This window comes from Verrucosispora sioxanthis (genome assembly GCF_010560025.1).
GTDB lineage: Bacteria > Actinomycetota > Actinomycetes > Mycobacteriales > Micromonosporaceae > Micromonospora > Micromonospora palythoicola.
Map to the genome: position 1 here is coordinate 472,871 of NZ_SAIY01000003.1, position 13,094 is coordinate 485,964.

A 13,094-nucleotide genomic window follows, 5' to 3' on the forward strand; every position below is an offset into this window, starting at 1 on the left:
GAGCACCCTCCCGGGGGCGCTCACGGACCACGATCTCTACGGCGTGGAGCCGGGTCAGGCGACGGAGGTGGGGAAGCGGTGCCAGACGCGGTGGTCGGCCATGAGTTGCTGGACGGCGGTCAGGACCTCGCTCGCGGAGTCGGCGGTGACCACGCCGGGTGTGCCGGCGACACCGGCCTGGTCCAGCACCGTGACGCCGGTCCCCCACGCGCCGATGGCCTTGGCGTGCCGCCAGCACTCCTCCACCATCAGCAGCACCCGGGGATCGACGGTGGCCGAGCCGGCCGCGCCCGCCTTGGCGTCCCGGGCCGGCATCGCGTCCGGTGCCGGCGCGGGCGCCGAGGCGAGCAGGAGCGCGTCGAGTTCGACCGAGCGGCCGGTGGCGAAGCTCCGTTGCGCGGGCAGGTCACCGATCGTTCCACCGTGCGGCGCGATCAGCAGCGGGACCATGTCGGCGGCGAAGACCGCCTCGCGGGCCGCCCGGACGCTGTCGAGGTCGGCCTCGGGGTCGACGACGATGCCGACCATCCGGCCGTCGGCCGGCCACTGCCGCCCTACCTGGGACAGCGCCGGGCTGGGCTCGACGTCCGCCAACGGCACCGTCGGCTCCGGCGCGGGTAGACCGAGGCCGGTGGCCACCTGGGCGCAGAGCACCGGGTCGATGTTGGCCAGGCACTGGAGCTGCCGTTCCTTGATCGCCTGGTGGTAGCACTTGCCCAGCTCGAAGGTGTACGCCCGGATGATGTGTTCCCGCTCGACCGGGGACATGCTCAGCCAGAACAGGCGGACCTGGCTGAAGTGGTCGTCGAACGAGGCGGGGTTGGCGCGTACCTTGGGCGCCTGCGCGACCTGCACCGGCACGTCGACGAACGGGTGGTCGTCGTCGCCGGCCGGGAAAGGATTGCCACCGTCCAGGGAGTTCGGCCGGTACGGTGCCACGCCCGCGTGCACGGCCTGCTGGTGGAAGCCGTCGCGCAGCATGTCGTTGACCGGGGCGTGCGGCCGGTTGATCGGGATCTGGGCGAAGTTCGGCCCGCCCAACCGGGTCAACTGCGTGTCGACGTACGAGAAGAGCCGTCCCTGCAGCAGCGGGTCGTTCGTGACGTCGATGCCCGGCGGCAGGTGTCCCACGTGGAAGGCGACCTGCTCGGTTTCGGCGAAGAAGTTGGTCGGCGTGCGGTTCAGGGTGAGCTTGCCGACCGGCTGCACCGGGGCGAGTTCCTCCGGCACGATCTTCGTCGGGTCGAGCAGGTCGATGCCGGCGAAGGTCTCCTCGGGCGTGTCGGGGAAGACCTGGAGGCCGAGTTCCCACTCGGGAAACGCGCCGGCCTCGATGGCGTCGTAGAGGTCACGCCGGTGGAAGTCCGGGTCGATGCCGCCGAGCAGCTGAGCCTCCTCCCAGGTCAGGGAGTGCACGCCCAGCTTCGGCTTCCAGTGGAACTTGGCCAGCACCGTCTCGCCGGCCGCGTTGACCAGCCGGAAGGTGTGCACGCCGAAGCCCTCCATCGTCCGGTAGGAGCGCGGGATGCCCCGGTCGGACATGTTCCACATGGCGTGGTGCTGCGCCTCGGTGTGCAGCGAGACGAAGTCCCAGAAGGTGTCGTGCGCGCTCTGGGCCTGCGGGATCTCGCGGTCGGGGTGCGGCTTGCCGGCGTGGATGATGTCGGGGAACTTGATGGCGTCCTGGATGAAGAAGACCGGCATGTTGTTGCCGACCAGGTCGAAGGTCCCCTCGTCGGTGTAGAACTTGGTGGCGAAGCCCCGGGTGTCGCGGACGGTGTCGGCCGAGCCCCGGGAACCGAGCACCGTGGAGAAGCGGACGAAGACCTCGGTGGTCCGGCCCTTGGCCAGGAAGCCCGCCCGGGTGACGGCTTCGGCGGTGCCGTAGGCGGTGAACTCGCCGTGGGCCCCCGCGCCGCGGGCGTGCACCACCCGCTCGGGGATGCGCTCGTGGTCGAAATGGGTGATCTTCTCCCGCAGGTGGTGGTCCTGCAGCAGGACGGGCCCGCGCGGGCCGGCCTTGAGGGAGTGGTCGGTGTCCCGTAGCCGCGCACCCTGCGCGGTGGTGAGGAAGGCACCCTGCTGGCCGTTGGCGGTGGCCGGCGCGCCGGTCTCGGCGCCGGTGGGCGTACGGGTCTGCGGAGCGCCCTGCTCGGGCTTGGGCGGTAGCGGTTCGTGTGGCGTCGTCGGCTCGTCGCGCGGCGGCGGGGCGCTGCCCGGCGCACCGGGCACCTGTGGGGTGCCGGCGTCGGTCACCTTCTCCGCCGCGGCCTCCACGACATTCCTTACCGCCTCGGCGGGGTTGCGGGCGTTCATCTCGACGGGTACCTCCCTGGGGCACGAGAGCCAGATGACCAGGGCGGTACCCGGGGTGGACCGAGCAAAACGGAGCGAATGGCGCGGATGTGGGTATCTTCGATCACTCCGGCCGGAGCTGCTCGTAGTACGCCTTCATCGGCGGGTGGTAGTCGTCGAACGACGGCATCGCCGTGTCGTCGCGCGCGGCCACCAGACAGTCGAGGTAGTACTCCCAGCCCGGACCCACCTCACCGATGCCGGTGGCGTCGTCGAGATGCTGCACGAAGCGCAGCTCGGTGCGCTCGCCGTGTGAGGTGAGCAGCAACTCCAGCACCCAGTGGCCGTACTCGTCGCGCATGGACACGGCCAGCCGCCGGGGCGGCTCACACGCGTCGATCCGCAGATCGGACCAGGGCGCGTCCTCCTCCATGGCCATCTGGACCCGGACGGTGCGGCCCGGCGCGGCGTCGCCCTCCCAGGGCCCGAACCACCGTGCCGTTCGTTCCGGCTCGGTGAGGCTGGCCCACACGTCGTCGATCGGGGCCGGGAAGGTGCGGGTGAGGACCAGGTCGACGCCGTCCTCGGCGCCGAAGAGTCGGCCGGTCGGGATTCGGGTCATGCGGTGCGCTCCTGAGTGGCGGATGGCGAGTCGCCGGTACGGCGGTCGCGGCGGGCACGGTAGACCTCGGTCTCCAGGGCGTCGAGGCGACGTTCCCAGAGATCGGTCCGGGTGAACGGGGTCAGCCACCGGATCAGCTCGGCGAGCCGGGTCGGATCCAGTTCGTAGAGTCGTCGGCGGCCGACGACGGTGTCGCGGACCAGGCCACAGTCGCGCAGTACGCGCAGGTGTCGGCTGATCGCGGGCCGGCTGATCTCGAACTCCTCGGCGATCCGCCCGGCCGGCAGCCGACGCTCACGCAGCAGTTCGAGGATGCGCCGCCGCACCGGGTCCGCGATCGCGGCGGCCACGTCGTCCACGGCCAAAGCGTAACCCATCAGTTACGCTTTCGCTCGCGCTGGGCACCCCGGGCGGCCGTGGCCGGACCACCCGCCGTTGCGCAGGCGCCAGCCCAGCGTTCCGTACCAGATCATGAGCGGCAGGTGCAGGAGGTAGCCGAACTGCTCCAGCGTCGCCGACGGCCCGGCCACACCCGTGGTCCAGGGCAGCATCACCGCGGCGAGGCCGACCATGGCGGCGAAGGCACCGACGCGCCGCAGCCCGGCCGGCATCGGTACGCAGACCACGGCGGTTGCCGTGGCGGCGACCCAGAGCAGCCCGGCCAGATTCACGGTCCACTTGGCGGTCAGCAGGATCGCCCCGGCCACGGCCACGACCGACGGATCGGTGCGATCGGCGGACAGCTGGGTGACGGCCAGGTTCCCCGCGTCGTGCAGCAGACCCGCCAGGCCGGCCGCGGCCAGCAGTCCGGCCGGCAGCACCGCCAGGTGCTGCCCGGTGCGGACGATGGCGGCCAACGCCGAGAGGGCCGCGCCGGTCAGCGCGAGCCACCCGACGACGTCGAGGGCCAACTCGGTCAGGTGCAGTCCGGCCCGGGCGTGCACGGCGGACAGCGTGGCCGCCGGCTCGGCCGGATTCAGGGTCAGTCCGGATGGCACGGCGACGGCCGCACCGGCAACCATGGTCAGCAAAGAGGTCAGCAGCAGGGCACCGGTCAGCCGGGCCGGATCGATCTGGTGAGCCCGTCTCATGGGCGCCGACGCTAGAACCTTGTCGCAGCGGCAAGGTCAAGCCACGAGGAGGACCGGTGTGGCGCATCGGTGAGCTGGCACGGATGTCCGGGGTGTCGGAGCGCACCCTGCGCCACTACGACAAGGTCGGGTTGCTGCGACCCGCGGCGGTCGATGCGACCACCGGCTACCGGTGGTACGGCGTGCCCGAGCTGACCCGGCTGGAACACATCAGGGGCCTGCAACGGCTGGGCCTGTCGCTGCGCCGGATCGCCGAGCTGTCGGACGCACCCGACGCACAGCTGCGTCAGGCGTTGGCCGAGACGGTGACGGCCCTGCGCCGCGACATCGCCACCATGGTCGAGACGGTGGCCGCGGTCGAGGACCGGCTCGCGACGGACAGCCCACTGTTGCCCCGACGGGCCCGCGTGGCTCCGCGACAGCTACGCCTACGCCGCGTGGAGGTGGCCGACGCGGTCGAGGTGGCGGCGCTGTGTACGGCTGCGCCGGCCACCCTGGTGACCTGGCTGTCCGGTGCCCCTGCCGGCGCCTTCACGGTCGCCGTGACCGACGTGAGGGGCACGACGCTCACCCTGCCGGCCCGCACCGTCGTCCGGGCGGTCGTGCCACCGGGGTGTGGTGTGGCCCGCGCCGGGCTGGACCTCTTCGACTGGTTGTGCCGGCACCGCCTCTCGCCCGCCGGCCCCACCACCGAGGACCACGTCGTCGACGGTGACGGCATGAACGCCATCGTGCTGGAGATCCCGGTCCGGCGCTTGACCGGTTGAGGTCCCTGGGCCGTCGCCCCCGCACCGCATCTGGCCGAGATTCCCGCGCCGGTGGCCGACAAACGGCAGCGGCGCTCACCGGATTTCCTCCACCGGACCGGGCTTACTAGTGCAAAAGTGGCAGAGACGGACTGGGTTCATGATCGGGAGAGCTGATGCGGATCGGATACAAGCTGTCCAGTGAGGGCTTCGGGCCGAACGAGATCATCCGGCAGGCGGTACGCGCCGAGCAGGTGGGGTTCGACTTCGTCGAGATGAGCGACCACTTCCACCCCTGGCTGGACAGCCAGGGTCACTCGTCGTTCACCTGGACGGTGCTCGGGGCGATCGCCGCCCGGACCGACCGGATCGAGCTGGCGACCGGGGTCACCTGCCCGAGCGTGCGGTACCACCCGGCGATCATCGCGCAGGCCGCCGCCACGCTCGCCCTGGTCTCCGACAACCGGTTCACCCTCGGCGTCGGTGCGGGCGAGCGCCTCAACGAGCACGTGGTGGGCCAGGGCTTCCCGGGAGCACGGGGTCGACACGAGCGGCTCCGCGAGGCGCTGGAAATCATCCGGTTGCTATGGACGGGCGGCTACCACTCGTACGAGGGCAAGCATCTCCAGCTGGACGACGCCCGGGTGTTCGACCTTCCGGAGGAGCTGCCCGTCATCGCCGTCGCCGCCAGTGGTGAGGTGTCCGCGACCATCGCCGCGGAACTCGGTGACGGCCTGTTCGCCACCGAACCCGAGGCCGACCTGGTGCAGACCTACCAGCGGCTCGGCGGGCAGGGCCCCCGCTACGCCGAGGTTCCGCTCGCCTGGGCACCCGACGAGGCGCAGGCCGTGCAGGCGGCCTGGCAGACCAGCCGCTGGTCGGTCACCGGTTGGAAGGTGATGAGCGAACTGCCGAACCCGGTGAACTTCGACGCGGCCTCGCGCACCGTCACCGAGGACGACATCCGGCAGCAGTTCGCCGTCGGCCCCGACCCGGACGTGCACGTCGAGGCGGTGCGGGCCTACGTCGACGCGGGCTTCGACCACGTGGTGCTGCAGAACGCTGGCCCGGACCCGGACGGCTTCCTCGATTTCTTCCAGGACACCCTCGCCGTCCGGTTGCGCGGCCTCGGCTGACCGGGTCCGGCGCGGCGGCATTGACACTCCCGACAGTGACGTGATGTGCTCCCCACGTAGCGGTAATGACAACCGTGATCGTTAGCCGAGGAGGAGCATGTCTCTCACCGTGCCGCCGAGCCTGCTGCGGGCCGCCGAGTCCGGCCCCGTCGACGACGAGGCATTCGTGGCCTGCGTCCGCGAGTCACTGCCCTACGCCTGGCAGACGGTCAGCCGGGTGGCGTCGGAGCTGGCGTCCTCCGACGCCGAGTTCGCCGACAACCAGGTGCCTCCGCCCAGCGAGGCGGAGCGGGGCCAGCTGTTGCGCGCCTTGGCCAGCGACGCCATCCGGTCCAGCCTGGAGCGTCACTTCGGCGTCAAGCTCGCCTTCCAGAACTGCCACCGGATCGCGGCGTTCCGACCGTCCGCCGTCGACTCCGACACCTACCGCCGGTTCACCTCGACACGGGGCCAGCTACTCAACCAGTCCCCCGAGCTGCGTGACTGTTGATCCCGGCGGAGTCCGGCGGGCAGGTCGGGGCGTACGGGCGCACCTGTTCCTGCTCGCCGGGCAACGCCCCGGCGTCTCGCACACCGAGGCACTGGCCGCCGCCCATCGGTACGGTCGCGCGGCCGAGGCCGCCGGGTTCGCCGGCGTGTGGATCGCCGAGCACCACTTCATCTCCTACGGCGTCTGCCCGTCGGCGATCACCTTCGCCGCGCACCTGCTCGGGGCCACCCGCCGCATCGCGGTGGGCACCGCCGCGTGCATCCTGTCCAACCGGCACCCGGTGGCGGTCGGCGAGGAGGCGGCACTGCTGCACGAGCTGTCCGGTGGCCGGTTCCGGCTCGGCGTCGGCCGGGGCGGGCCCTGGGTGGATCTGGAGGTCTTCGGCACCGGGACGGAGCGGTTCACGCACGGGTTCCACGACTCGCTGGAGCTGTTGACCAGGTGGCTGTCCGGGCGACCGGAGGTGGCCGGAAACCACCGCTTCCCGTTTCGCGCGGTCCCGGTGGTGCCGCGACCACGCCGGCGGCTGCCCGTGTGGGTCGCGGCGACCTCGACCGGCACGGTCGATCTCGCCGCCCGGCACGGCCTGCCGCTGCTGCTCGGCCTGCACGCCGACCTCGCCGAGAAGGTCGAGCTGCTCGACCGCTACGCCAGGGTGGCCGAGGCACACGGGCACGATCCCGCCGGAGTCGAGCATGCCAGCGCCCATCTCGCCCAGGTCGCGGAGACGGACGCGGAAGCGGCTGGGCTGGTCGGCAGCGGCCTACCCCCGCTGCTGGCCGGCACCCGGGAGTACGTCCGGCTGGACGGCGCACCGGCCGGAGCACGGGATCCGGCCGGCTACGTGGAGCATCTGATCGGCATCCACCCGGTGGGTGCGCCGGACCGCTGCCGACAGGCGGTCGCGCGGGCGGCGGCGCTGCCCGGCGTACGCCACCTGCTGTTCATGGTGGAGGCCGGCGGCGGCCCCGAGGTCGGCCTGACCAACATCCACCGGCTGGCCACCGACGTGCTCGATCTCGCACCGGTCGGCGATGACGGGCGGGACACACCGATGCCGGTGAGTCAGGCGGGTTCGGCGTCGGGCGGGACGGCGGCCCGCTACCATGCCTCTCATGGAAACGGTTACCGTTAGCAACTGGGTGGAGGGGCGCCGATGAAGATCGCCTTCGTCGGAAAGGGTGGCAGCGGCAAGACCACCCTCGCCGCGCTCCACGCCCGCCATCTCACCGCCGAGGGGCACCCGGTGCTGGCCATCGACGCCGACATCAACCAGCATCTCGCGGTGGCCCTGGGTGGTCCGGCCGCCGTGAGCGCGGCGCGGCCGTTGAGTGAACACCTGCCGGCGATCAAGGAGTACCTGCGCGGCGACAACCCGCGCATCGCTTCGGCGGCGCAGATGGTGAAGACCACCCCGCCCGGACGGGGTTCACGACTGCTGCGGGTGGCGGAGGAGAACCCGATCTACGCCGAGTGCGTGACCACCGTCGGCGGCGTCCGGCTGGCCGCGACCGGCGAGTTCAGCGCCGAGGACCTGGGGGTGGCCTGCTACCACGCCAAGGTCGGCGCGGTGGAGTTGCTGCTGAACCACCTGCTCGACGGGCCCGGCGAGTACGTGGTGGTGGACATGACCGCCGGTGCCGACTCGTTCGCCTCGGGACTGTTCACCCGCTTCGACCGCACCTTCCTGGTCTGCGAACCGACGGTGCGCAGCGTCAGTGTCTACCGGCAGTACGCCGGCTACGCGCGCGACTACGGGGTGGCCCTGTCGGTGATCGGCAACAAGGTCGAGGACGCCGCCGACGTGGCCTTCCTGCACGAGCACGTCGGCGCGGACCTGCTCGCCTGGATGAGCCGGTCGGCCTACGTGCGCCGTGCCGAGCGTGGCGCGGTCGGCCCGCTGCACGACCTCGAGAACGCCAACCGCGCGGTGCTGGGCCTGATGGCCGACGCCGTCGACGGCACCACGCAGGACTGGGCGGCGTTCACCCGGTGGGCCCACGAGTTCCACCGGCGTAACGCCGAGGCCTGGGCCAACGAGCGCACCGGAGTGGACCTCACCACGCAGATCGACCCGGACTTCCAGATGGGACCGGCCGCGCTCGCCGGCACCACGGCCGGCTGAACCGTCGACGACGGCACCGCTGCCGGGCACCTGGCCCGGCAGCGGCACCCGTGTTTGTTCCAACCTGGTTAACGTCACCTGCCGGGTACGCGACGGGTCTGGTGCTGGCCGCGACATCTTGCGACGCTGGTGATCGTGTATGACTACGACCTGTTGGTGCTGGGCTCCGGGCCCAGCGGTCAGAAGGCCGCCATCGCCGCGGCGAAGCTCGGCCGGCGGGTCGGCCTGGTGGAGCGGCGCGACATGCTCGGCGGGGTGTGCATCAACACCGGCACCGTGCCGTCCAAGACGCTGCGCGAGGCGGTGCTCTACCTGACCGGCCTCAGTCAGCGAGACCTCTACGGCAGCAGCTACCGGGTCAAGGACGAGATCACGGTGAGCGATCTGGCCGCGCGGACCCAGCACGTCATCAACCGGCAGACCGATGTCATCCGTAACCAACTGGCCCGAAACCGGGTCGCGATCATCACCGGCACCGGGCGGTTCGCCGACGCCCACTCGGTCTGGGTCGACGGCGATTCGGGACGCGAATCCAAGGTCACCTTCGACAAGGCCATCATCGCCGCCGGCACCCGGCCGGCACGCCCCGACAGCGTCGACTTCGACGACCGGACCATCGTGGACTCCGACGGCGTCATCAACCTCCAGGCCGTACCCCGCAGCATGGTCGTGGTCGGCGCCGGTGTGATCGGCATGGAGTACGCCTCGATGTTCGCCGCGCTCGGCACGAAGGTCACCGTGGTCGAACGACGCGAGCGGATGCTCGACTTCTGCGACGAGGAGGTCGTCGAGTCGCTGAAGTACCACCTGCGGGACCTGTCCGTGACGTTCCGTTTCGGCGAGGAGGTGGCCTCGGTCGAAAAGCACCAGACCGCCGCGTTGTGTGTCCTCAAGAGCGGCAAGAAGATCGTCGCCGACACGGTCATGTACTCGGCCGGCCGGCAGGGCCAGACCGACGGTCTGGACCTGGCCGCGGCGGGGTTGACCGCGGACCGACGCGGTCGCATCGAGGTCGACGCGAACTACCGCACCGCGGTGGAGAACATCTACGCCGTCGGCGACGTCATCGGTTTCCCGGCGCTGGCCTCGACGTCGATGGAGCAGGGGCGGCTGGCCGCGCAACACGCCTGCGGCGAGCCGGACCGCCCGATGCACGAGTTGCAGCCGATCGGCATCTACACCATTCCGGAGATCAGCTTCGTCGGGAAGACCGAGGAGGAGCTGACCGACAGCGCGACGCCGTTCGAGGTGGGCATCGCCCGCTACCGCGAGCTGGCGCGCGGCCAGATCGTGGGTGACTCGTACGGCATGTTGAAGCTGCTCGTCTCGCCGACGGACGGCCGGCTGCTCGGCGTGCACGTCTTCGGCACCGGCGCCACCGAGATCGTGCACATCGGGCAGACGGTGATGGGCTGCGGCGGCACGGTGGACTACCTGGTCGACACGGTGTTCAACTACCCGACGCTGGCCGAGGCGTACAAGGTGGCCGCCCTGGACGCGTCCAACAAGATCCGCAACATCACCCGGATCGACGGCTGACGGGACGCGACGGCGCCGGCCGGGGTCCGAGCCCCGGAACCGGCGCCGTCGCGTCGGGACGATCAGCCTCAGCCCGCCGCCAGCGCGAGCGCCCGCGCCGGCCCCAGGTGCCGGGCGTACGCGCTGGTGGTGAAGAACGACGGCAGGTCCTCACCGAGCGCCGTCTCCTCGACGATCCGCGCGGCCTGCTCGGCGCGTTCCCGCTCGGCGTCCGCGCGCCCTTCGGTCACCGTGGCCAGTTCCTCGGCGAGCATCGAACGGACCAGTTCCTCGGTCACCGCTCCCCCGCCGGCCAGCGGGGTGCCGTGGTGCAGCCACTGCCACAACTGGCAACGGGCGATCTCGGCGGTGGCCGCGTCCTCCATCAGGTTCCACAGCGCCACCGCGCCCGCGCCGCCGAGCCAGGCGTCGATGTAGCGCAGCGCCACCGCGACGTTGGCGCGCACCCCCGCCTCGGTGACCTGTCCCGGGGTCTTGTCCACCGAGAGCAGCTCGGCGGCGGTCACCGTCACCTCGTCACGACGCCGGTCGAGCTGGTTCGGGCGCTCGCCCAGCACCGCGTCGAAGACCTCGCGGCAGGTCGCCACCAGGCCGGGGTGGGCGACCCAGGAGCCGTCGAAGCCGTCACCGGCCTCGCGCTGCTTGTCCGCCCGCACCTTGCTCAACGCCATCTCGTTGACCTGCGGGTCACGAGCCGGGACGAAGGCGGCCATCCCGCCGATCGCGTGCGCGCCACGTCGGTGACAGGTGCGCACCAGCAGTTCGGTGTACGCCCGCATGAACGGCACGGTCATCGTCACCTCGGCGCGATCCGGCAGGACGAAGTCCGGCCACTGGCCGAAGTTCTTGATGATGCTGAAGATGTAGTCCCACCGCCCGGCGTTCAGGCCCGCCGAGTGCTCGCGCAGCTCGTAGAGGATCTCCTCCATCTCGAACGCGGCGGTGATCGTCTCGATGAGCGTGGTGGCCCGGATGGTGCCCTGCGGCAGCCCGAGGTAGCGCTGGGCGAAGACGAAGATGTCGTTCCACAACCGCGCCTCGCGGTGGCTCTCCAGCTTCGGCAGGTAGAAGTACGGGCCCTTGCCGGCGTCGAGCTGCCGACGGGCGCAGTGAAACAGGTACAGCCCGAAGTCGACCAGGCTGGCCGAGATCGGTCGACCGTCGACCACGATGCCCTTCTCCACCAGGTGCCAACCGCGCGGCCGCACCACGATCGTGGCCAGGTCGTCGCCGAGCGCGTACCGCTTGCCACGCGCGTCGGTGAAGTCGATCCGGCGGTCCAGGGCGTCGATCAGGTTGAGCTGGCCGCTGATGACGTTCTGCCAGGTCGGCGCGGTGGCGTCCTCGAAGTCGGCGAGCCACACCTTGGCGCCGGAGTTCAACGCGTTGATGGTCATCTTGCGGTCCGGCGGCCCGGTGATCTCGACTCGCCGGTCCTCCAGGCCGGGTGCGGGCGCCGCCACCTGCCAGGTCGGGTCGTCGCGGACCGCGGCGGTCTCCGGCAGGAAGTCGGGCAGCTGGCCGGTGGCGTAGCGGTCGCGACGGGCCCGGCGGGTGTCCAGCAGGGCCACCCGACGGGCGGCGAACTCGCTGTCCAGCGCGACCAGGAAGTCCAGCGCCGCATCGGTGAGGACCTCGTCGAAGCGTTCGGCCATCGGGCCGATGATCTCGTATCTCATGCGAACTGCTCCTCTTCGGTGGAGCCACGCAGCGCGGTGGTCTCGGCGGCCGGGTTGAGCACCGTGCTGATCAGGTCGAAGTAACCGGTACCCACCTCGCGCTGGTGCTTGACCGCGGTGTAGCCGGCCGGCTCGGCCGCGAACTCCCGCTCCTGAAGCGAGACGTACGCCGACATGCCGTCGGTCGCGTAGCCCCGGGCCAGGTCGAACATCGAGTAGTTGAGGGCGTGGAAGCCGGCCAGGGTGATGAACTGGAACTTGTACCCCATGTGGCCCAGTTCCCGCTGGAACTTGGCGATGGTCGCGTCGTCGAGGTGCTTGCGCCAGTTGAACGACGGCGAGCAGTTGTAGGCGAGCAGCTGGTCCGGGTACTGCTCCTTGATCGCCTCGGCGAAGCGGCGGGCGACCTCCAGGTCCGGGGTGCTGGTCTCCATCCAGAGCAGGTCGGCGTGCGGCGCGTACGCCAGGCCACGGGCGATGCACGGCTCGACGCCGTTACGGACCCGGTAGAAGCCCTCGGCGGTGCGCTCGCCGGTGACGAACGGCTGGTCCCGCTCGTCGACGTCGGTGGTGAGCAGGGTGGCGGCCTGGGCGTCGGTACGGGCGATGACCACCGACGGCACGCCCGCCACGTCGGCGGCCAGCCGCGCCGCCTCCAGGGTGCGGATGTGCTGGCCGGTGGGGATGAGCACCTTCCCGCCGAGGTGACCGCACTTCTTCTCGCTGGCGAGCTGGTCCTCCCAGTGCACGCCGGCGGCCCCGGCCGCGATCATCGCGTTCATCAGCTCGTACGCGTTGAGCACGCCACCGAAGCCGGCCTCGGCGTCGGCGACGATCGGTGCCAGCCAGTCGATGCCGGACGGGTCACCCTCGGCGGTGGTGATCTGCGCGGCGCGCAGCAGGGCGTTGTTGATCCGACGCACCACCGCGGGCACCGAGTTGGCCGGGTACAGGCTCTGGTCGGGGTAGGTGTGCCCGGCCAGGTTCGCGTCGGCGGCCACCTGCCAGCCGGACAGGTAGATCGCCTTGAGCCCGGCGCGGACCATCTGCACGGCCTGGTTGCCGGTGAGGGCACCGAGGGCGTGGATGTAGTCCTCGCTGTTCAGCAACCGCCACAGCCGGTTCGCGCCGTGCCGGGCCAGGGTGTGCTCCTCCTGGATCGCGCCACGCAACCGCACCACGTCCTCGGCGCGGTAGCTGCGTCGCACACCCCGCCAGCGAGGGTTGGTGTCCCATTCGTGCTGCAACTGCTCGACCGCGGTAACCATCGTTTCTCATTCCCTTCGAATTCCGTCGTCACCTGGTGACGCTGCGCGAGACGCCGGGCCGCCGGGTGTGCAGCCAACGGTCACATGCCAGGCCGGAGGCGGT

Annotated in this window: 12 protein-coding genes; 6 read left to right on the forward strand and 6 right to left on the reverse strand. The window is 71.0% G+C overall.

Features of this window, described 5'->3' with window-relative positions; translation table 11 throughout:
- Positions 1 to 54: 54 nt before the first annotated feature.
- The 4 genes from ENC19_RS11420 to ENC19_RS11435 form a co-directional block, all read right to left on the reverse strand.
- On the reverse strand, positions 55 to 2,316 hold the full coding sequence (locus tag ENC19_RS11420; RefSeq protein WP_164447144.1) for a catalase: 2,262 nt from the start codon (positions 2,314 to 2,316) through the stop codon (positions 55 to 57).
- A 103-nt stretch (positions 2,317 to 2,419) separates the two neighbouring features.
- On the reverse strand, positions 2,420 to 2,917 hold the full coding sequence (locus ENC19_RS11425) for an SRPBCC family protein (RefSeq protein WP_164447145.1): 498 nt from the start codon (positions 2,915 to 2,917) through the stop codon (positions 2,420 to 2,422).
- On the reverse strand, positions 2,914 to 3,276 hold the full coding sequence (locus tag ENC19_RS11430) for a metalloregulator ArsR/SmtB family transcription factor (RefSeq protein ID WP_281604229.1): 363 nt from the start codon (positions 3,274 to 3,276) through the stop codon (positions 2,914 to 2,916). The genes ENC19_RS11425 and ENC19_RS11430 overlap by 4 nt, the downstream gene beginning before the upstream one ends.
- 21 nt (positions 3,277 to 3,297) lie before the next feature.
- Entirely contained in the window at positions 3,298 to 4,008 is a 711-nt protein-coding gene (locus ENC19_RS11435) for a hypothetical protein (RefSeq protein WP_164447147.1), read from the reverse strand.
- 56 nt (positions 4,009 to 4,064) lie between these two features.
- Between ENC19_RS11435 and ENC19_RS11440 the strand changes: the two genes are divergently transcribed.
- The 6 genes from ENC19_RS11440 (at position 4,065) to sthA (ending at position 10,044) form a co-directional block, all read left to right on the forward strand.
- The gene (locus ENC19_RS11440; protein ID WP_208020863.1) at positions 4,065 to 4,775 is read left to right on the forward strand and encodes a MerR family transcriptional regulator; all 711 of its coding nucleotides are present in this window, start codon (positions 4,065 to 4,067) and stop codon (positions 4,773 to 4,775) included.
- 155 nt (positions 4,776 to 4,930) lie between these two features.
- On the forward strand, positions 4,931 to 5,890 hold the full coding sequence (locus tag ENC19_RS11445; RefSeq protein ID WP_164447149.1) for a TIGR03557 family F420-dependent LLM class oxidoreductase: 960 nt from the start codon (positions 4,931 to 4,933) through the stop codon (positions 5,888 to 5,890).
- Positions 5,891 to 5,987: 97 nt separating this feature from the next.
- Complete coding sequence (locus tag ENC19_RS11450) at positions 5,988 to 6,380, forward strand: SCO5389 family protein (RefSeq protein WP_164447150.1); 393 nt, start codon at positions 5,988 to 5,990, stop codon at positions 6,378 to 6,380.
- Positions 6,370 to 7,515, forward strand: a complete 1,146-nt coding sequence (locus tag ENC19_RS11455; RefSeq protein WP_164447151.1) for an LLM class flavin-dependent oxidoreductase — start codon at positions 6,370 to 6,372, stop codon at positions 7,513 to 7,515. The genes ENC19_RS11450 and ENC19_RS11455 overlap by 11 nt, the downstream gene beginning before the upstream one ends.
- Before the next feature lie 21 nt (positions 7,516 to 7,536).
- Positions 7,537 to 8,505, forward strand: a complete 969-nt coding sequence (locus ENC19_RS11460) for an ATP-binding protein (protein WP_164447152.1) — start codon at positions 7,537 to 7,539, stop codon at positions 8,503 to 8,505.
- Positions 8,506 to 8,640: 135 nt separating this feature from the next.
- Positions 8,641 to 10,044 carry a Si-specific NAD(P)(+) transhydrogenase gene (sthA, locus tag ENC19_RS11465; protein ID WP_164447153.1) on the forward strand — a complete coding sequence of 468 codons (1,404 nt, stop codon included), beginning with the start codon at positions 8,641 to 8,643 and terminating at the stop codon, positions 10,042 to 10,044.
- 68 nt (positions 10,045 to 10,112) lie between these two features.
- Here sthA and aceB read toward each other — a convergent pair whose 3' ends face one another.
- Complete coding sequence (aceB, locus tag ENC19_RS11470) at positions 10,113 to 11,723, reverse strand: malate synthase A (protein ID WP_164447154.1); 1,611 nt, start codon at positions 11,721 to 11,723, stop codon at positions 10,113 to 10,115.
- Positions 11,720 to 12,991, reverse strand: a complete 1,272-nt coding sequence (aceA, locus tag ENC19_RS11475) for an isocitrate lyase (RefSeq protein WP_164447155.1) — start codon at positions 12,989 to 12,991, stop codon at positions 11,720 to 11,722. Before aceA ends, aceB begins: the two co-directional genes overlap by 4 nt.
- Positions 12,992 to 13,094 lie beyond the last annotated feature (103 nt).